This is a genomic window from Aquabacterium sp. A3 (genome assembly GCF_038069945.1).
In the GTDB taxonomy this organism is placed as follows: domain Bacteria; phylum Pseudomonadota; class Gammaproteobacteria; order Burkholderiales; family Burkholderiaceae_C; genus Aquabacterium.
The window spans coordinates 192,246-210,200 of sequence record NZ_JBBPEV010000003.1 but is presented as its reverse complement, the minus strand read 5'-3'; the positions used below and the strand labels follow the sequence as shown (position 1 = coordinate 210,200).

13 protein-coding genes are annotated in these 17,955 nt (G+C 64.7%); 1 reads left to right on the top strand and 12 read right to left on the bottom strand.

The annotated features are described in order from the left end of the window. Positions 1 to 12 precede the first annotated feature (12 nt). From flhB to WNB94_RS12585, 5 genes are all read right to left on the bottom strand, one after another. On the bottom strand, positions 13 to 1,164 hold the full coding sequence (flhB, locus tag WNB94_RS12605; protein WP_341390758.1) for a flagellar biosynthesis protein FlhB: 1,152 nt from the start codon (positions 1,162 to 1,164) through the stop codon (positions 13 to 15). A 140-nt stretch (positions 1,165 to 1,304) separates the two neighbouring features. Beyond that, positions 1,305 to 2,861 carry a SpoVR family protein gene (locus WNB94_RS12600; protein WP_341390757.1) on the bottom strand — a complete coding sequence of 519 codons (1,557 nt, stop codon included), beginning with the start codon at positions 2,859 to 2,861 and terminating at the stop codon, positions 1,305 to 1,307. Further along, positions 2,858 to 4,156 (bottom strand): YeaH/YhbH family protein, encoded by a 1,299-nt coding sequence (locus WNB94_RS12595; RefSeq protein WP_341390756.1) that lies wholly within the window; start codon positions 4,154 to 4,156, stop codon positions 2,858 to 2,860. Before WNB94_RS12595 ends, WNB94_RS12600 begins: the two co-directional genes overlap by 4 nt. 51 nt (positions 4,157 to 4,207) lie before the next feature. After that, positions 4,208 to 6,130 (bottom strand): PrkA family serine protein kinase, encoded by a 1,923-nt coding sequence (locus tag WNB94_RS12590; RefSeq protein WP_341390755.1) that lies wholly within the window; start codon positions 6,128 to 6,130, stop codon positions 4,208 to 4,210. Positions 6,131 to 6,387: 257 nt separating this feature from the next. Further along, positions 6,388 to 8,943, bottom strand: a complete 2,556-nt coding sequence (locus WNB94_RS12585) for a GspE/PulE family protein (protein ID WP_341390754.1) — start codon at positions 8,941 to 8,943, stop codon at positions 6,388 to 6,390. Positions 8,944 to 9,072: 129 nt separating this feature from the next. Here WNB94_RS12585 and WNB94_RS12580 point away from each other — a divergent pair, with 129 nt between their 5' ends. Further along, the gene (locus tag WNB94_RS12580) at positions 9,073 to 9,693 is read left to right on the top strand and encodes a hypothetical protein (protein ID WP_341390753.1); all 621 of its coding nucleotides are present in this window, start codon (positions 9,073 to 9,075) and stop codon (positions 9,691 to 9,693) included. Positions 9,694 to 9,705: 12 nt separating this feature from the next. Here WNB94_RS12580 and WNB94_RS12575 read toward each other — a convergent pair whose 3' ends face one another. The 7 genes from WNB94_RS12575 to polA form a co-directional block, all read right to left on the bottom strand. Next, the gene (locus WNB94_RS12575) at positions 9,706 to 10,596 is read right to left on the bottom strand and encodes an energy transducer TonB (RefSeq protein ID WP_341390752.1); all 891 of its coding nucleotides are present in this window, start codon (positions 10,594 to 10,596) and stop codon (positions 9,706 to 9,708) included. Between the two features lie 3 nt (positions 10,597 to 10,599). Next, positions 10,600 to 11,028: a biopolymer transporter ExbD gene (locus WNB94_RS12570; protein WP_341390751.1), complete on the bottom strand. Its 429-nt coding sequence runs from the start codon at positions 11,026 to 11,028 to the stop codon at positions 10,600 to 10,602. A gap of 10 nt (positions 11,029 to 11,038) precedes the next feature. Further along, positions 11,039 to 11,749, bottom strand: a complete 711-nt coding sequence (gene tolQ, locus WNB94_RS12565; protein WP_341390750.1) for a protein TolQ — start codon at positions 11,747 to 11,749, stop codon at positions 11,039 to 11,041. 26 nt (positions 11,750 to 11,775) lie between these two features. Further along, positions 11,776 to 12,267 carry a tol-pal system-associated acyl-CoA thioesterase gene (gene ybgC, locus WNB94_RS12560; RefSeq protein ID WP_341390749.1) on the bottom strand — a complete coding sequence of 164 codons (492 nt, stop codon included), beginning with the start codon at positions 12,265 to 12,267 and terminating at the stop codon, positions 11,776 to 11,778. Between the two features lie 49 nt (positions 12,268 to 12,316). Further along, on the bottom strand, positions 12,317 to 12,835 hold the full coding sequence (locus WNB94_RS12555) for a SixA phosphatase family protein (RefSeq protein WP_341390748.1): 519 nt from the start codon (positions 12,833 to 12,835) through the stop codon (positions 12,317 to 12,319). Positions 12,836 to 12,873: 38 nt separating this feature from the next. Next, entirely contained in the window at positions 12,874 to 14,952 is a 2,079-nt protein-coding gene (ppk1, locus tag WNB94_RS12550) for a polyphosphate kinase 1 (protein WP_445819070.1), read from the bottom strand. Positions 14,953 to 15,078: 126 nt separating this feature from the next. Then, positions 15,079 to 17,925, bottom strand: a complete 2,847-nt coding sequence (polA, locus tag WNB94_RS12545) for a DNA polymerase I (protein ID WP_341390747.1) — start codon at positions 17,923 to 17,925, stop codon at positions 15,079 to 15,081. Positions 17,926 to 17,955 lie beyond the last annotated feature (30 nt).

Genomic DNA, 17,955 nt, shown 5'->3' with positions numbered 1-17,955 from the left:
CTACCTGCCTGCTCAAACGGGCTGTGGGGTCTGGTGGTGCGGGTCCATCTCGCGCGGCACGTCCAGGTCCGGCATGGTGCCGGGCATGGGGGCCTGGCCACTGAGGGCCTGACGCAGTTGGAAGACGTAAGCCAGCACCTGGGCCACGGCGCTGTACAGCGCCACGGGAATCTCCATGTCCAGCTCGGTGTGGGCATACAGGGCGCGCGCCAGCGGCGGGGCCTCCAGCACCGGCACCTTGTGCTCGGTGGCCACATCGCGAATCTTCAAGGCCAGCACATCCACCCCTTTGGCCACCACGCGAGGGGCACCCATGCGGGCTTCGTCGTACTTCAGCGCCACAGCGTAGTGGGTGGGGTTCATCACCACCAGATCGGCCGTCGGCACCGCGGCCAGCATGCGCTTGCGCGACATCTCGCGCATCTTCTGCTTCATGCGGCCCTTGACCTCCAGGTTGCCTTCGGTCTGCTTGAGCTCGTCCTTGGCCTCTTGATGGCTCATGCGCATGCGCTGGGCAAACAGGAACTTCTGCAAGGGCCAGTCGATGAGGGCGAACAAGGCAATCACCAGCAACATCGCCCCCAGCACCGAGCCCATCGTGTAGCCCAAGTCCGCGAACGCGGCCGGCAGGGGGCGTGACAGCAAGTCCACCATCGAGGGCCAGGATCGGTACAACAAAAACGCCCCGACCGTGCCCAGAATCAATGCCAGCGCACTGCCCTTGAGCGCATCAATGAGCTGCTTTTTGGCAAACAGATTGCCCAGCCCCTGGATGGGATTGAGCTTGCTGAACTTGGGCGCCACCGCCTTGAAAGAGAGCACCCAGCCGCCAGCCAGCACCCCCGCCGCCAGCGACGCCAGGGCGATGGCCAGCCCAAAGGGCACCACCAGCCACAAGGCATCCACGGACCAGCGGGACAGGCGCTCCACCATCATGTCGGGGGCGGCCACCGTGCGCGCGTCAAAGCGCAATCCCGACACCACCTGGGCCTTGAGGCGCTCCACCCAGAGCGGTGTCAAGCCCATCAGCACCCCCGTGGCCGCGAGGATCACCAGAAAATGCCCCAGGTCCCGCGAGCGGACGACGTCGCCGTCTTCTCGGGCTTTGCGCAGCTTCCGCTCACTGGCGGGCAACTGCTTGTCTTGGGAACCTTGGTCGGACATGGTGGGCAAAGATGTGCTGCTTGAACAGCATTCTTTGCCGCCGGCGCCGAATCTTTAGGCCGATAAACAAGTGCCCCGGGGGCTTATTCCGGGGCTGAGAATTTCACCAGGCGAATTGCGCGTCCCAGGCGTGACGAATGTCACTCCATCGATGCCGGGACGACCGTCCATTGCTGCCGAACGTCTCCCGACGCATCGACGCTTTCCATGTGCACCGGAAAGCCCCACAGGCGGGCCACGTGCTTGAGCACCTCGCGCGTGCCGTCGTTCAACGGCCGCCCGTTGTGTTGTGCGTGACGCAGGGTCAGCGATCGATCGCCCCGGAGGTTCACGCTCCAGACCTGGATGTTGGGCTCGCGCGTGCCCAGGTCGTACTGGCGTGACAGTGTCTCGCGCAGACGGCGGTACCCGGCGTCGTCGTGGATGGCGCTGACCTCGTACTCGCTGTCTTCCTCTTCGTCGCGGATGGAGAACAAGCGGAAATCCCGCATCACCTTGGGCGACAGGAACTGCCCGATGAAGCTCTCGTCCTTGAAGTTACGCATGGCGTAATCCAGGGTCTTGAGCCAGGCGTGCGCCTCTTTGGGCGTGCCGACGGCCGAGCCGGCAAAATCCGGAAACCAGGCCCGATCTTCCTCGGTCGGGTTTTCGCAAATCCGCTTGAGATCGGTGTACATCGCGAAGCCCAGGGCATAGGGGTTCAAGCCGCTGTAGGCCCGGTGCCCCACCGGAGGCTGGTACACCACGTTGGTGTGCGATTGCAACCATTCCAGCATGATGCCGTCGCTCAACCAGCCATCGTCGTACATGGTGTTGAGCAAGGTGTAGTGCCAGAAGGTGGCCCACCCCTCGTTCATGACCTGGGTCTGACGCTGCGGGTAGAAATACTGGGCAATCTTGCGCACGATGCGCACAATCTCGCGCTGCCAGGGCTCCAGCAAGGGCGCGTGCTTCTCGATGAAGTACAGCAGGTTTTCCTGAGGCTCTGCCGGAAAGCGTCGCACCGTTTCTTCTTCTGCGCGATCGGCGCGCCTGGGCAGGGTTCGCCACAGGTCATTGACCTGCTGCTGCAGGTAGGCCTCGCGCTCTTCCTGACGGGCCAATTCCTTGTCCAGCGACAACTTGCCAGGGCGACGATAACGGTCCACCCCGTGGTTCTGCAAGGCATGGCACGAATCCAGGAACTCCTCGACCACATCCACCCCGTAACGCTCTTCACAGCGCGCCACGTAGTTCTTGGCATAGACCAGGTAGTCGATGATGGAGCCCGCATCCGTCCACATGCGGAACAGGTAGTTGCCCTTGAAGAAGCTGTTGTGTCCGTAGGCCGCGTGCGCGATCACCAGGGCCTGCATGGCCATGGTGTTTTCCTCCATCAGGTAGCTGATGCAGGGGTTGGAGTTGATGACGATCTCGTAGGCCAGGCCCATGTAGCCCCGGCGGTAGTTCTTCTCGGTGGCAATGAACTCTTTGCCGTAAGACCAGTGCCGGTAGTTCACCGGCATGCCCACGCTGGCGTAGGCGTCCATCATCTGCTCGGCCGTGATGATCTCGAGTTGATTGGGATAGGTGTCGAGCTGGTAACGCTGCGCGGTAGACCGAATGACCTCGTGGTACTGGTCAATCAGATCGAACGACCAGTCGGAGGTGCCTGGCAGCGGCTTGTCAGGCTGTATGGACGAAAGCAGTGCGCTCATGCGTCGACCCCTTCCTTCTTGAACAGCTCCCTGAACACCGGATAGATCTGCGAGGCGTCCAGCACCTTGCGCATGGCAAAGTGCTTGTGGCTCTCGGCCAGGCCCATGTACTCGTCCCAGAGGTTCTGCTCGGTCTGCGCCACCTGCACATAGGCGAAATAGCGCACCAGCGGCAGGATCTTGTCTTCCAGGATCTCGCGACAACGGCTGGAGTCATGATGCCAGTTGTCACCGTCGGATGCCTGCGCCACGTACAGATTCCACTCGCTGGTGGGGTATCTGGCACGAATCACCTCATCGAGCAGCACCAGGGCGCTGGAGACCACCGTGCCCCCGGTCTCGGTGGCGTGGAAAAACTCGTCTTCCGTCACCTCGGCCGCCTGGGTGTGGTGACGGATGAAGACCAGCTCGATCTTGTCGTAGTGCCGGGTCAGGAACAGGTACAGCAGGATGAAGAACCGCTTGGACAGCTCCTTGCGCTGCTCGTCCATCGAGCCAGAGACGTCCATCACGCAGAACATCACCGCCTTGGTGGTGGGCACCGGCACCTTGACGCGGCTGCGAAACCGCAGGTCGATCGGGTCGAGGAAGGGAATGCCGGCCACGCGTCCGCGCAGGTGCTTCAGGCGCTGCTCGATCTCATCGATCTCGGCCGCACGATCGCGCATCACGGCCGCGTCCAGCGACTCGGGCAAGGCCTGCAGTTCGGTCAGACGGTCTTCCAGTTCGGCGATTTCTCGGCGGCTGGAGGCCCCCAGCGCAATGCGCCGGCCCAATGAGCCCCGCATCGACCGCACCACGTGCAGATTGTTCGGTGTGCCATCGCTGCTGAAGCCGGCGCGCTGGCTCTTCCACTCAGGCACCTCGGCCAGGGCGGTGCGCACCAGGTTGGGCAAGGCCAGGTCTTCAAAAAAGACCTGCATGAACTCTTCCTTGCTCAGGCTGAAGACGAAGTCGTCCTCACCCTCGCCCGAGTCGCTGGCCTGGCCGTTGCCACTGCCCTGCCCGCCCCCGCCTTGGGGTTTTTCGATGCGATCGCCCTGCACGTACTCGCGGTTGCCCGGGTGCACCACCTCGCGCGTGCCGCCCTCGCCGTGGCGAAAGGTGGGCTCAGACAAGTCCTTCTTGGGGATGGCGATGTCTTCGCCCTTTTCGATGTCGCGGATGCTGCGCCCATTGATGGCGCGCTGCACGGCCTCGCGCACCTGCGTCTTGTAGCGCCGCAGAAAGCGCTCGCGGTTGCCAATGGATTTGTTCTTGCCCGCCAGCCGCCGATCGATGATGTGTTGCCGCATCGCTTGTCCGTTTCTGCACTGCCTGAGGGTCGCTGAAGCCGCCTCGCCAGGTCAGGACGATTTACGCACCCGCAGGTACCACTCGCACAGCAATCGCACCTGCTTGGGGGTGTAGCCCTTGTCGACCATGCGGTTGACAAAGTCCTCGTGCTTCTTGGCCTCGTCGGCGCTGGCCTTGGCGTTGAAGCTGATGACCGGCAACAACTCTTCGGTGTTGCTGAACATCTTCTTCTCGATCACGGTGCGCAGCTTCTCGTAACTGGTCCACAGCGGGTTCTTGCCGCCATTGTTGGCACGGGCCCGCAGCACGAAGTTCACGATCTCGTTGCGGAAATCCTTCGGGTTGGCGATGCCGGCCGGCTTTTCGATCTTCTCCAGCTCGGCGTTCAGCGACTGGCGGTCAAAGATCTCGCCGGTGTCGGTGTCGCGGTATTCCTGGTCCTGAATCCAGTAGTCGGCGTAGGTCACGTAGCGGTCGAAGATGTTCTGGCCGTATTCGGAATAACTTTCCAGGTAGGCCGTCTGGATCTCCTTGCCGATGAACTCGGCATAGCGCGGTGCCAGCATCTCCTTGATGTAGGCGATGTACTTCTGCTCGGTCTCGGCCGGGAACTGCTCGCGCTCGATCTGCTGCTCCAGCACGTACATCAGGTGCACGGGGTTGGCCGCCACCTCGGCCGGATCGAAGTTGAAGACCTTCGAGATGATCTTGAACGCGAAGCGCGTGGAAATGCCGCTCATGCCCTCGTCCACACCGGCGTAATCGCGGTACTCCTGGATGGACTTGGCCTTGGGGTCGGTGTCCTTGAGGCTTTCGCCGTCGTACACCTGCATCTTGCTGAAGATGCTGCTGTTTTCAGGCTCCTTCAGGCGGGTGAGCACCGCGAACTGGCTCATCATCTTGAGCGTGCCCGGCGCACACGGTGCCTTGGCCAATGAAGAACCCCGCACGAGCTTCTCGTAGATCTTGATCTCTTCGCTCACGCGCAGGCAATACGGCACCTTCACGATGTAGATCCGGTCCAGGAAGGCTTCGTTGTTCTTGTTGTTGCGGAAGGCCTTCCACTCGCTTTCGTTGCTGTGCGCCAGCACCACGCCGTCAAACGGGATGGCGCCGAAGCCTTCCGTGCCCTTGAAGTTGCCCTCTTGCGTGGCGGTCAGCAGCGGGTGCAGCACCTTGATCGGTGCCTTGAACATTTCCACAAACTCAAGCAGGCCCTGGTTGGCCAGGCACAGGCCACCCGAGTAGCTGTAGGCGTCCGGGTCGTCCTGGGCGTAGGTTTCGAGTTTGCGGATGTCGACCTTACCCACCAGGCTGGAGATGTCCTGGTTGTTCTCGTCACCGGGTTCGGTCTTGGCGATGCCCACCTGCTTGAGGATGCTGGGGTAGCGCTTGACCACCTTGAACTGACGGATGTCGCCGCCGAATTCTTCGAGGCGCTTGACAGCCCAGGGGCTCAGGATGCGCTGCAGGTAGCGGCGGGGGATGCCGTATTCCTTCTCGAGGATAGGGCCATCTTCCACCGGGTCGAAGAGTCCGAGTGGGGACTCATTCACGGGCGAACCCTTGATGGCGTAAAACGGCACCTTCTCGGCCAGCGACTTCAGTCGCTCGGCGATCGACGACTTGCCGCCGCCCACGGGGCCCAGCAGGTACAGGATCTGTTTCTTTTCTTCCAGACCTTGGGCGGCATGCCGGAAGTAGCTCACCACCTGTTCGATGGCGTCTTCCATGCCGAAGAACTCTTCGAAGGCCGGGTAGACCTTGATGATCTTGTTGGTGAAGATGCGCGACAGGCGCGGGTCATTGCGCGTGTCGATCATCTGCGGCTCACCGATGGCCTGCAGCATGCGCTCGGCCGCTGTGGCAAAGGCCGTCTTGTCGCGTTTGCAGATCTCGAGGTATTCCTCGAGGGTGTACTCTTCTTCGCGCGTGCGCTCGTACCGAGCTGCGAAGTTGCTGATCACGTCCATACCGACCTCCGAACCATCGCCTGGAACATGGATGCCGCTTTGGAAGGCCGGATCTGCCTGGTGAACCGGCGCGACCGCTGCTGCATCGCCTTGACACCAAAGATCGAGGAAATCGTCACAGTGGCATCGGCAGACTAGACCTGCTTTCGCCCGCCACTTTGGCGATTCCGTCGTGACTATCTTGCACCTTTTTTGGCGTTTGCGTGCAGCACATCCACAACAGACCCGAAATTCGTGAGGTCTGCACTCCACCTGACTCAGGTGTTGCTGGTAGCGCGCACCTCTTCGATGCTCGTGAGGCCGGCCAGCACCTTTTCGATGCCGTCCTGTCGCAAGGTGCGCATGCCCTCGCCCATGGCGCGACGCTGCAGTTCTTCGGCCCGAGAGCCCGTCTGGATGAGGCGTCGCATGTCGCGGCTGATCAACATGAGTTCATGGATGGCCAGGCGCCCCTTGAAGCCCGTGTGGTTGCACTGCTCGCAGCCCGTGTTGCTGTAATGCCTGAGCACCCCCTCGTGGCCATGGCGCCCCATCCAGTCCTTCAGGATCTGGTCTCTGGGGGGCATGTGGCTGCCGTCGGGAAAGGCCTGCAGGTACTCTTGCAGCAGGTCTTCAATGGTCTCCGGGGTGGCCTCGTGCTCGACACGGCACGCCACGCACAAGCGCCGCACCAGACGCTGGGCCATCACCCCCAGCAGGGCGTCGGCGAAGCTGAACGGATCCATGCCCATGTCCAGCAAGCGGGTGACGGTTTCCGGGGCGCTGTTGGTGTGCAGGGTGGTCAGCACCAGGTGGCCCGTCAGTGAGGCCTCGATGCCCATCGAGGCGGTCTCCTCGTCGCGCATTTCACCGATCATGATCACATCGGGGTCGGCGCGCAGGAAGGCCCGCAGCGCCTTGGCAAAGGTCCAGTCGATCTTGGGGTTGACCTGCACCTGGCGCAGGCCCGGCTGCGTGATTTCAACCGGGTCTTCGGCCGTCCAGATCTTGCGCTCGGGCACGTTGATGTAGCTGAGCGCCGAATGCAAGGTGGTTGTCTTGCCCGACCCGGTGGGCCCCACGCACAAGATCAGGCCATAGGGGCGCTCGAGGGCTTCCTTGAACTGGCCGAGGTTGGCGGGGCTCAGGCCCAGCTTGTCCAGCGGCATCGGGCGCGCCGAACTCAGGATGCGCATCACCACATCCTCCAGGCCGTTGTTGGTGGGGATGGTGGCCACCCGCAATTCGATGCGGTACTGGGGCACGAAGCGCACGAAGTTGATCTTGCCATCCTGTGGCTTGCGGCGCTCCGAGATGTCCAGATCACACATGATCTTGATGCGCGCGATCATGGCGCTGCGGTAGTTGTGCGGCAGCTCCAGGTACGGCACCAGCAAGCCGTCTTTGCGAAAGCGGATCTTGACCTTCTCGCGGCCTGGGTGGCTTTCGACGTGGATGTCGGACACCCCTTGCGAATACGCCTCGATGATCATGGTGTTGATCAGGCGCACCAGGGAGTTGTCGCTCTGCTCGATGGCTTTTTCATCCTCGGAGCCTGTGCCCTCCAGGCCCTCGCGCTCCAGGCTCTCGACGAGCTTGCCAGAATCGAGCGCGTCAAAATCCACCGACACCATGGGGGCATCGATGTAGGCCAGGGCCGAGACATCGGCCCCCAACCGGCCATAAGCATCGCGCAAGGCGAGCTCCAGCTGCAGGCTTTGGCCCAGCACGGGTTTGACCTTGCACTGGGTGACGAACTCCAGCTCGGACAGCACCAGGCGCTTGCTGGGGTCTTCCACGGCCACCACCAGCACGTTGTCCTTCAGGTACAGCGGCACCACCGACAGGCGCACCGCCACGTTGAAGGGCACCTTGTGCAGCGCATCAGGATCGATCGGGTATCGCGCCAGATCGACCACCGGATACCCCATCTTGCGGGCCAGGGCCAGCAGCAAATCCTGACGGGTGATCAGCCCCAAACGCACCAGCAACTCACCGAGCGGCACGCTGCGATCGCCCTGCTGCTGACTCAAGGCCTCATGCAGTTGGTCCTCGGTGATCAGGCCCATGGTGATCAGCGCCTCGCCAATGCGCACCATGGGCATGCGGCTTTGGGCTTCGATGGCCGACATCAGCTCGGAGGGCGTCTGCACCATGTGGCCCAAGATGGCCTCCAGGGCCTGGCGCTGGGCTGCCCCGGGCACGTCCGCAGGCGCCGGGGGCGCCACATCGGCATGTGCCTGCTCGGGGCGCTCGTCGAGGGGCCCGGGAGCCAGGGTCAGCTCATCGGCCACAGGCGCTGGCTGAGCACCCAGCGGAACAAACTCGATGCGATCGATCACCTCGCGCGGGATGAAGAGGCGCCTGACCGCGCCGTGCTCGTCGACCGGCGGAAACAGGAACAAACCAAAATCCAGGTTCACATGCCCGATGGTGTCGCCCACCAGGATGTCGCCATGCCGTGTGACAACGCGGTAGCCCATGTGGGGGCGCTCGGCCAGCGCGTCCAGGGGGGCAGGACCGCTGAGCAAGGCATCGCGCGGCACGATGGCCCGCGTCAGCAACAGCGACTGAAAGTGCCCGAAGCGCAGGGGCATGGTCGTGCGCGCGGGTGGCACCTGGATGTGTGCCAGTTGTTGCTCGGGCACAAAGAAGTTGAGCCGACCGTGCATGAGCCTGCCATTGAGGCCCACGATGTCGCAGGGCTCGTGGTGGTGCCGGGCCTGGTCCAGCGGATAACTGGAATGGGGTGGCACAGGCCAGACAAAACTGCCGGATTCCGGGGGCAACGAAGACCCGCCGTTGCGGGCGTCAACAGAAGAGGTGTCGGCCATGGGTGTCCTTACGGCAGGCAGGGCGGCGCAACAGGCCGCCTCTGCGCCTTGCGATCATGCTATGAAAAATTACCTCGCAGCGGGAGATGAAAAACGCCAGAATCGGGGGCCAGACTCTCTTGCAAGCTTGTGCGCATTGACACCCCTGCCCCCGTGCCCTTGCTGGTAGACCTTCATCTCCAGCACGTGCCCGCATGGAGACAACTCGGCACCGCAGGGTGGGCCCGCAGCGGCCTGCAGGGGGTGTTTTGGGCCCATGGCACGCCCGACCCCGAGGCACTGGCCCTGGTGTCACCATCGGGCCCGCTCCGTGGCGCCCAGTGGTGCACCGGCGATCTGTGGGCGCGCTGCACCACCTTGCCCGAGGCCGGCGATGTTCGTGGCCAGGAGTCGCTGGTGGCGCATTGGCTGAACACGCCGCAACGGCGGCGCAGCATTCACCTGCCACAGGCACTGGCGAGCCTGCTGGCGGCCCACGGGGCCTGGCTGCCGGCCGTGGATGACCTGGTCGCACGCATTCAGGCCTTGCCCGTCGAGGGCCTGGGTCTGCTGGAAATCGGCGGCTTCCAGCGTTGGTCTGCCGACTCGGCGCTCACCGATCATCGGGTGCCGCCGGCACTCTGGGAGGCCCTGGCCACCCTGCATGCCTCAGGCCACGCCCCCGCCGTGCGTCTGGCCTGGGAGCGCGACATCCCGCCGCTGTCGGTGCTGCTGGATGAAGCCCGCTGCGCCCGCGAGGCGCTGGCCTGAGCGCGCCGCACGTCAGTCGCGCGGCCGGAACTCGATGACGATCACCGGTGGCACGCGGCCCTGCTCATTGGCGGGCAGCACCTCGGTGCGCTCGACAGCACGCAGCACGGCGGCATCCCAGGACGGCACGCCGGAGGGCGTGACCAAACGGCTGGCCACGATGCGGCCGTCTGGCGAACAGCGCAATTCCACCACCGCGAGCGGGTTGCCCTGCACCCACTCGGTGAAGACGATGTTGGGTTTGATCCTGGCCTTGATGCGCCCCGCATAGTTGCTGGTGGGGCCCGCCGACTGGGCCTCTTGCCCTGAGGTGCCCAGGGTGCCGAGCTCCGACATCATGCGCATGAGGTTGGCCTGGCGCTGGGCCTCGCGCTCCGCCGCCGTCAGTTGTGGCGCCGGCTTGTCGGCCGCCTTGGCCGTCGGGGCGGCCGGGGCTTTGGGCTGAACCTTAGGGGATTCTTTGGGTGGCGTCTTGGGTGGAGCCTTGGGTGGGCGCTCCCTGGCCGGCTCAGCCCGCTTCGGCGGGCTGGTGTCAAACACCTCCTTGGGCGGGGCACGGCGTGGCCGCTCGGGTGTCGGCGCCACGGCGATGTCGGCCTCGGGTCGAGGCGGCGGCACCTCTGCGACCGGTGCGGGCGGTGGTGGCACGGGCCGCGTCGGCTCGACCGGGGGTGGGGCCGCAGGCACTGGCGCGGGCGGCGCTGCCGCGCGAGGCACCTCGGCCCAGAGCTCTGCTTCGGCCACGTGCGGCACGTTGACCTTCCAGTTCAGGCTCAGTGCCAGCGCAGCGACCAGCAAGAGGTGGGCACCCAGGGCCATCGCCGCGCCCAGCCCCCACTGGTCGGGGGCTTGCGGACGGCCGCCAGGGCCCTCAAAACGCGCAGACAGCCCTGCCGCCGACATGGCTCAGCCCCCCGTGGGCCGCACCGACAGCCCCACCCGGGGCACACCAGCGCGGTTCAGCCGGTCCATCACCTGCATGACGGTGTCGTAACGCAGGTCTTTGCGGGCACTGATGATGACGGGAGAACCTTCGGCGCCTCCCGGGCTTTGGGCCTGCAAGGCCTGAACCTGCGCCACCATGTTCTCCATGGTGGTGGTCTCGACATCGCGCTGGTTCACGCGGATGCGCACGGCCCCTTCGCTCTCGACCACCAACTCGATGACCTGCTGCGGGGTCTGCCGAGCCTGGCCCACGCTGGGCAGGTCGACCACCCCGGTGGGCAGCAATGGTGCCGACACCATGAAGATGATGAGCAAGACCAGCATGACGTCGATGAACGGCACCATGTTGATCTCGTTTTTGAGCCGCCGCGCACGGCGGCCGGACGACATCCCCGCCATCTCAGCGCCCCATGCCCGCGCGCGGAGGCTCGGCCGCTGCCGGCGGGATGTTGCGTGCCAGGATGTTGGAGAACTCTTCCATGAAGGACTCCATCTGGATGGCGATGCGGTCGATGTCGCGCACGAACCGGTTGTAGGCCAGCACCGCCGGGATGGCCGCGAACAGGCCGATGGCGGTGGCCACGAGGGCCTCTGCGATGCCGGGGGCCACGGTGGCCAGCGTGACCTGCTGCAGATTGGACAGCCCGGTGAAGGCGTGCATGATGCCCCAGACCGTGCCGAACAGGCCCACATAGGGCGACACCGAGCCCACCGAACCCAGAAAATCCAGGCGTGCCTCAATGGCATCCATCTCTCGTTGGTAGCTGGCGCGCATGGCACGGCGGGCGCCATCCAGCAAAGCGTTCACGTCGGTGACACGCTTGTCGCGCAGCTTCATGAACTCACGCATGCCCGCAGCGAAGATCCGCTCTTGGGGTGACGGGGGGCCCTCACCGCGCGACGCATCCTGAAAGAGCTCCTGCAGGGTTCTGCCCGCCCAGAACTCTCGGTCGAACTCGGCATTGTCCTGCCGCACCCGTCGCAGGCCCATCACCTTGCCAAAGATCACGCTCCAGCTGACCAGGGACACCCCCAGCAGCAAGGCCATCACCAGTTGCACGACCAGGCTGGCCTGCAGCACCAGCGAGAGGATCGACATGTCTTGATTCATGAATCTTTACCTTGTGTCTCGGTCTCTCAATGTCCGTGGGTTTCACCGGGGACGGACTCGGTCCATGGGGCCGGCAGGGCTTGCGCGATCGTGGACGGCATGCGCGCGGGGCGTAATTGGCCTTGTGCGTCTGGCTGCACCCAACCCACCCGGATGTCACCCTCGCACAACACGTGCTCGCCACACATCACCAGTTGATCAAACACCAGCGAGGCGCGCCCGCGCTCGCGCAAGGAGGCCGTGACCACCAGCTCGTCGTCCAGACGGGCCGAGCGCAGGTAACGCACATGGGTTTCACTGACCACGAACACCCCGTGGCCCTGGGTGCGCAAGCGCTCCTGCCCCAGGCCCAGGCTGCGCAACCAGTCGCTTCGGGCACGCTCCATGAACTTCAGGTAGTTGGCGTAGAACACGATGCCACCGGCATCGGTGTCTTCCCAGTACACCCGCACGCTCAAGCGGAATTGCGCCCGAGCCAGACGGGACGACAAACTCTGCGGGTCACGAACAACGCTCATGGAGCGATTATGGCCTCACGGGGCGATGCCCCACGGGCTGATCGGGTGATCAGAGGCTGTCGGGGTTCTGCACCGCGTGCAACAACAGTTGACTCTGTCCGTCCCGCTCACGTGAGCGCAGCCACCAGACGCCCCCCTTCTTGACCGACCAGGCCAGATCCTGGCCGGTCAGCAGGCGCGCGGCCAGTTGCCCCAGTGCGGGCTGGTGCCCCACGATCAAGGCCGGGGTGCGCGCATCAGGCCAACGGGCGGCCGCCAGCAGATCGTCCACCGACGCCTGAGGATGAATGGAGGCCACGGTCTTGTACGAACGCCCCAAGGCCAGCGCGGTTTGCTGGGTGCGCTGCGCCGGGCTGACCAGCACCCGCGTGCCTTCAGGCAAACGGGCGTTGAGCCACACGGCCATGCGCTCGGCCTGGCGCTGGCCTTTGGCCGTCAGAACGCGGGCCAGGTCGGCCTGCCAGTCGATCTGGATGGTGACGGACTCACCCGCCTGCGCCTGGCGGGTCAACTCGTCCGACAGGGGCAGGGCTTCGGCCTGCGCGTGGCGCCACAGGATCAGGTCCATGTCAGGTCTCCGGTGCGGTGCAGGCCAGCGTAGCAGGCTCAGGTGTCGGTCGGATGACGGTCGTGATGTCGGGCCATCAGGGCTTGCTGGGCGCTGTGCCCGGTGGGGGGCACACGCTCATAGCGACCGTCTGGCAGCTGGCGCCAGGCGTCTCGCGCATCCAGCAAGTAGGGAATGAGGCACTCGTCAATCACGCGCTGGCGCAAGGCAGGATGACGCACCGGCCAGGCCACCTCCACACGGCGGGTCATGTTGCGATTCATCCAGTCGGCGCTGGACAGGTAGAGCTGCTCTTCGTGCTCGGCATCACCCCAGCGGAAATAAAACACGCGGGTGTGCTCCAGCATGCGTCCCACCACCGACCGGACGCGGATGCGGTCGGTGAGCCCCTCCAGGCCGGGTGGCAGGATGCAGGCGCCCCGGACGATGAGGTCAATGTGGGCACCGGCCTGGCCGGCCCTGACGAGCTCGTGCACCAGCACCTCATCGGTCAGGGAGTTGACCTTGACGACGATGCGCCCCGGCCGCCCTGCTCGCGCGGCATCGGCCACGCGCTCGATCAGGCGCAGCATCTGGGTCTGCAGATTGAAGGGGGCCAGCAGCAGTTGCCTGGGTGGACGCAGTTGCGTCAGGCTGGACAGTTGCTGAAACACCGTGTCGATGTCGTGCGTCAACTCAGGGCTGGCCGTCAGGTACCCCACATCGGTGTACAAGCGGGCCGTGCGCGGGTTGTAGTTGCCGGTAGACAGGTGGGCGTAGCGGCGCAGCCGGTGCCCTTCGCGACGCGTGATCAGCATCATCTTGCCGTGGGTCTTGAGCCCCACGACACCGTAAACCACCTGGGCACCCAGGGCCTCCAGACGCTCGGCCCAGTTGATATTGGCCTCTTCGTCGAAGCGTGCCTTGAGCTCGACCACGGCCAGCACCTCTTTGCCTCGGCGCACGGCCTCCAGCAGCAGCTCCATCAACACCGACTGACTGCCGGTACGGTAGATGGTCTGCTTGATGGCCAGCACGTCCGGGTCGTAGACGGCCTCGCGCAAGAACTGCACCACGGCGTCAAAGGATTCGAACGGGTGGTGCAACAGGCAGTCATGGTGACGCACGTGCTGAAACAATCCCGTGGTGGGCAGGCCCTCAGGCCAGCCCGGCATGTAGTCGGGGAACCGCAGGTGCGGCGCATCGGCCTGGTCGATGAGTTGCGTCAAGCGCACCAGGTTCACCGGCCCATGCACCCTGAACACGGCCTGCGGGTCGATGTCGAATTGCTCCACGAGGAACGCGGTGAGGTCGTCAGGGCATGAGCGCACCACCTCCAGCCGCACGGCGCGCCCAAACTGGCGGGTGCTCATCTTGGAGCGCAGGGCTTGCCGCAAGTCGGTCACATCGTCTTCGTCCACCTCGATGTCGGAATCGCGGGTGATGCGAAACTGCGAAAAGGCATGGATGTCACGTCCCGGAAAGAGTTCTTCCAGGTGCGCCCGGATGATGCTGGACAGCAGCACAAACGCCTGCTGACCGGGGTCCACCAGGTGCGCAGGCAGGCGGATCACCCGCGGCAGCACGCGTGGAATCCGGACGATGGCGATGTCGTTGTCTCGCCCGAAGGCGTCCTGGCCGCCCAGGCGCACGATGAAGTTCAGTGACTTGTTGGCGACCTGAGGAAACGGATGCGACGGGTCCAGCCCGATGGGCACCAACAGGGGCTGAACCTGTTTGCGAAAGAAGCTGGCCACCCACTCGCGCTGGGCGGCATTGCGATCGGCATGGTTGAGGATCCAGATGCCGGCGGCTTGCAGGGCCGGGGCCAACTCATCGTTGAACACCCGGTATTGGTCTTCCACCAGCGCCTGGGCCAGGTTGGTGGCCAGGGCCACCTCATCGCGTCCGATGCCGATGCCAGGGGTGCGTGCGGCTTCCAGAACGTCGGCAAATCGCACCTCGAAGAACTCGTCCAGGTTGGACGAGACGATGCAGATGTAGCGCAAGCGCTCCAGCAGGGGCACGTCATCGCGCTGCGCCTGGGCCAGCACCCGCCGGTTGAACTCCAGGATGGCCTGCTCACGGCTGAGCAATTTCACATTCGACACCACAGGCGAAACCACGGGAAACGGCACACATCCTCCAAGAAAACCATCGAAAAACCGGCATGACGCCGGCCGCGTCAAGTTTATCGATTGGAGGCGTCGGATTGATGACAGTTCCGTGACACCCACCATCGCTGGGGCGTCAGCCCGCCAGCGTCAGTGCGCAGACTCCCAGTTGGGGCCCGAGCCCACCTCGGCCAGCAGGGGCACTCGCAAGGTGGCCACCGAGGCCATCAAGCGCGGCACCTCGACCTGGGCCCATGCCAGTTCGGTCTCGGGCACCTCCAGCACCAGTTCATCGTGCACCTGCATGATGATCTTCGAGGCGCGCGCTTCAGCGTCCAGCGTGTCCTGCACCGCCACCATGGCCAGCTTGATGAGGTCGGCCGCCGTGCCCTGCATGGGCGCATTGATGGCGGCGCGCTCGGCCCCGGCGCGCAAGGGCCCGTTGCCACTGTTGATCTCGGGCAGCCACAGGCGACGGCCGAACACGGTCTCGACGTAGCCCTTTTCTTTGGCCTGCGCACGGGTGTCGTCCATGTAGCGCTTCACGCCCGCGAAGCGGTGGAAGTAGCGCTCGATGTAGGCGTTGGCCGCGCTGCGCTCGATGCCCAGGTTCTGAGCCAGCCCGAACGCGCTCATGCCGTAGATCAGGCCGAAGTTAATGACCTTGGCATAACGGCGCTGCTCGCTGGAGACCTCGTCCACAGGCACGCCGAACACCTCGCTGGCGGTGGCCTTGTGCACGTCCATCCCCTCGGCGAAGGCGCGCAGCAGGTTCTCGTCTTGCGAGATGTGGGCCATGATGCGCAGCTCGATCTGCGAGTAGTCGGCGCTGACGATGACGTGGCCCGGCGGGGCGATGAAGGCCTCGCGGATGCGGCGGCCTTCGGCGGTGCGCACGGGGATGTTCTGCAGGTTCGGGTCGTTGCTGGCCAGCCGCCCGGTGACGGCCACGGCCTGCGCGTAGTTGGTGTGCACCCGGCCCGTCTCGGGGTTGATCATCAGCGGCAGCTTGTCCGTGTAGGTGGACTTGAGCTTGGCCAGGCTGCGGTGCTCCAGGATGCGCGCGGGCAGCGGGTGGTCTTCGGCGAGCTTTTCCAGCACCTCTTCGTTGGTGGAGGGCGCGCCCGTGGCCGTCTTCTTGACGATGGGCAGGCCCTGCTTGACGAACAGGATCTCGCCCAGTTGCTTGGGTGAGGCCAGGTTGAAGGGCTGCCCAGCCAGTTCGTAGGCTTCTTGCTCCAGCGCCACGATGCGCTGCGCCAACTCGTGGCTTTGCTGCTGCAACAGCGCCTTGTCGATCAGCACCCCGTTGCGCTCGATGCGCTGCAGCACGCGCGAGGTCGGCATCTCGAAGCGCTCGTAGATGTCTTTCAGGCCCGGCTCGGCTTCGAGTTGGGGCCACAGCGCCTGGTGCACGGCCAGGGTCAGGTCGCTGTCTTCACTGGAGTACAGCGCCGCGCGGTCCAGCGCCACCTGCGCAAACGGGATCTGCTGGGCCCCTTTGCCGGCCACGTCTTCATAACTCAGGCCGCTTCGGCCCACATGCCGCTGCGCCAGGTCGCCCAGGTTGTGTTTGCGATGGGCCTCCAGCACGTAGCTCTCGAGCATGGTGTCGTGGCGGTAGCCCCGGATGTTGATGCCGTGGTTGGCCAGCACATGGGTGTCGTACTTGATGTGCTGTCCCAGCTTGGCTTTGGCTTCGTTTTCGAACCAGGGCTTGAGGCGCGCCAGCACCTCATCCAGCGGCAACTGCTCCGGGGCATCCGGCCCTTCGTGGCGCAGCGGGATGTAGCAGGCCTCGCCCACCTGGTCGCTGAACGACAGGCCCACGATGCGCGCACGCATGGATTCGAGCGAGTCGGTTTCGGTGTCGAAGGCCACCAGTTCGGCCGCCTCGATGCGGGCCAGCCAGCGATCGAAGTCCGCCCAGGTGAGGATGGTGTCGTAGTGAATGTCGGCCGGCAAGCAGGCGTCAGGCGCTGCCTCTGCGCCTGACGTGGTTGCGGCGGCAAACAAATCGCCCGTGCCTGCGGTGGCGGTGTCACGGCCCGATGGCGTGACCGCCTGGCCCATCTCGCCCATCGCGCCCTTCGCACCCTTCGCACCCTTCAACAGGCGCTCCACCTCGGCCTTGGCGCTGCGAAAGCCAAACCGCGTGTAGAAGTCCAGCAAACCGGGCAGGTCTGGCGTGCGCATGGCCAGCGCGTCCAGCCCTGGCCAGTCGGGCACATGGCCATGGAGGTCGCAATCCAGTTTGACGGTGATGAGCTTGCGGCCCATGGGCAGCCAGTCGAGGGCCTTGCGCAGGTTCTCACCCGCCACGCCCTTGATGCTGTCGGCCGCGGCCACCACGCCATCGAGCGAGCCATGCTCGGTGATCCACTTGACCGCCGTCTTCGGCCCCACCTTTTCAACACCCGGCACGTTGTCCACGGTGTCACCGATCAAGGTGAGGTAGTCGATGATGCGCTCGGGGGGCACACCGAACTTGGCCAGCACCCCGGCCTCGTCCAGCACCTCGGGCGGCTTGGCCATGGTGTTGATCAGGGTGACGTTGGCGTTGACCAGTTGGGCCAGGTCCTTGTCGCCGGTGGAGATGACCACCTTGTGGCCTGAGGTCACACCCACGCGGGCCAGGGTGCCGATGGCGTCATCGGCTTCAATGCCGGGCACCTCCAGCACGGGCCAGCCCAGGAGCTTCACGACCTCGTGGATGGGTTCGATCTGTGTGCGCAGGTCGTCCGGCATGGACGGCCGGTGGGCCTTGTACTCGGGGTACCACTCGTCGCGAAACGTCGGCCCTTTGGCATCGAACACACACACGGCATGCTCGACCTTCAGGTGGTCACGGATCCATCCCAGCATGTTGACCATGCCGTGAATGGCCCCCGTGGGCACATTGTCCGGCCCGCGCAGATCGGGCATGGCATGGAAAGCGCGGTAAAGGTAGCTGGAGCCGTCCACCAGCAGCAAGGTGGGTGCAGACGGGGCGTCCATGGACGCTGAAATGGAAACCGGGGCAGTCAT

Bases quoted from the DNA above. Each gene is read 5' to 3' on its own strand.
- flhB (WP_341390758.1), bottom strand. From the start codon at position 1,164: ATGTCCGACCAAGGTTCCCAAGACAAGCAGTTGCCCGCCAGTGAGCGG.
- WNB94_RS12600 (WP_341390757.1), bottom strand. From the start codon at position 2,861: ATGAGCGCACTGCTTTCGTCCATACAGCCTGACAAGCCGCTGCCAGGC.
- WNB94_RS12595 (WP_341390756.1), bottom strand. From the start codon at position 4,156: ATGCGGCAACACATCATCGATCGGCGGCTGGCGGGCAAGAACAAATCC.
- WNB94_RS12590 (WP_341390755.1), bottom strand. From the start codon at position 6,130: ATGGACGTGATCAGCAACTTCGCAGCTCGGTACGAGCGCACGCGCGAA.
- WNB94_RS12585 (WP_341390754.1), bottom strand. From the start codon at position 8,943: ATGGCCGACACCTCTTCTGTTGACGCCCGCAACGGCGGGTCTTCGTTG.
- WNB94_RS12575 (WP_341390752.1), bottom strand. From the start codon at position 10,596: ATGTCGGCGGCAGGGCTGTCTGCGCGTTTTGAGGGCCCTGGCGGCCGT.
- WNB94_RS12570 (WP_341390751.1), bottom strand. From the start codon at position 11,028: ATGTCGTCCGGCCGCCGTGCGCGGCGGCTCAAAAACGAGATCAACATG.
- tolQ (WP_341390750.1), bottom strand. From the start codon at position 11,749: ATGAATCAAGACATGTCGATCCTCTCGCTGGTGCTGCAGGCCAGCCTG.
- ybgC (WP_341390749.1), bottom strand. From the start codon at position 12,267: ATGAGCGTTGTTCGTGACCCGCAGAGTTTGTCGTCCCGTCTGGCTCGG.
- WNB94_RS12555 (WP_341390748.1), bottom strand. From the start codon at position 12,835: ATGGACCTGATCCTGTGGCGCCACGCGCAGGCCGAAGCCCTGCCCCTG.
- polA (WP_341390747.1), bottom strand. From the start codon at position 17,925: ATGGACGCCCCGTCTGCACCCACCTTGCTGCTGGTGGACGGCTCCAGC.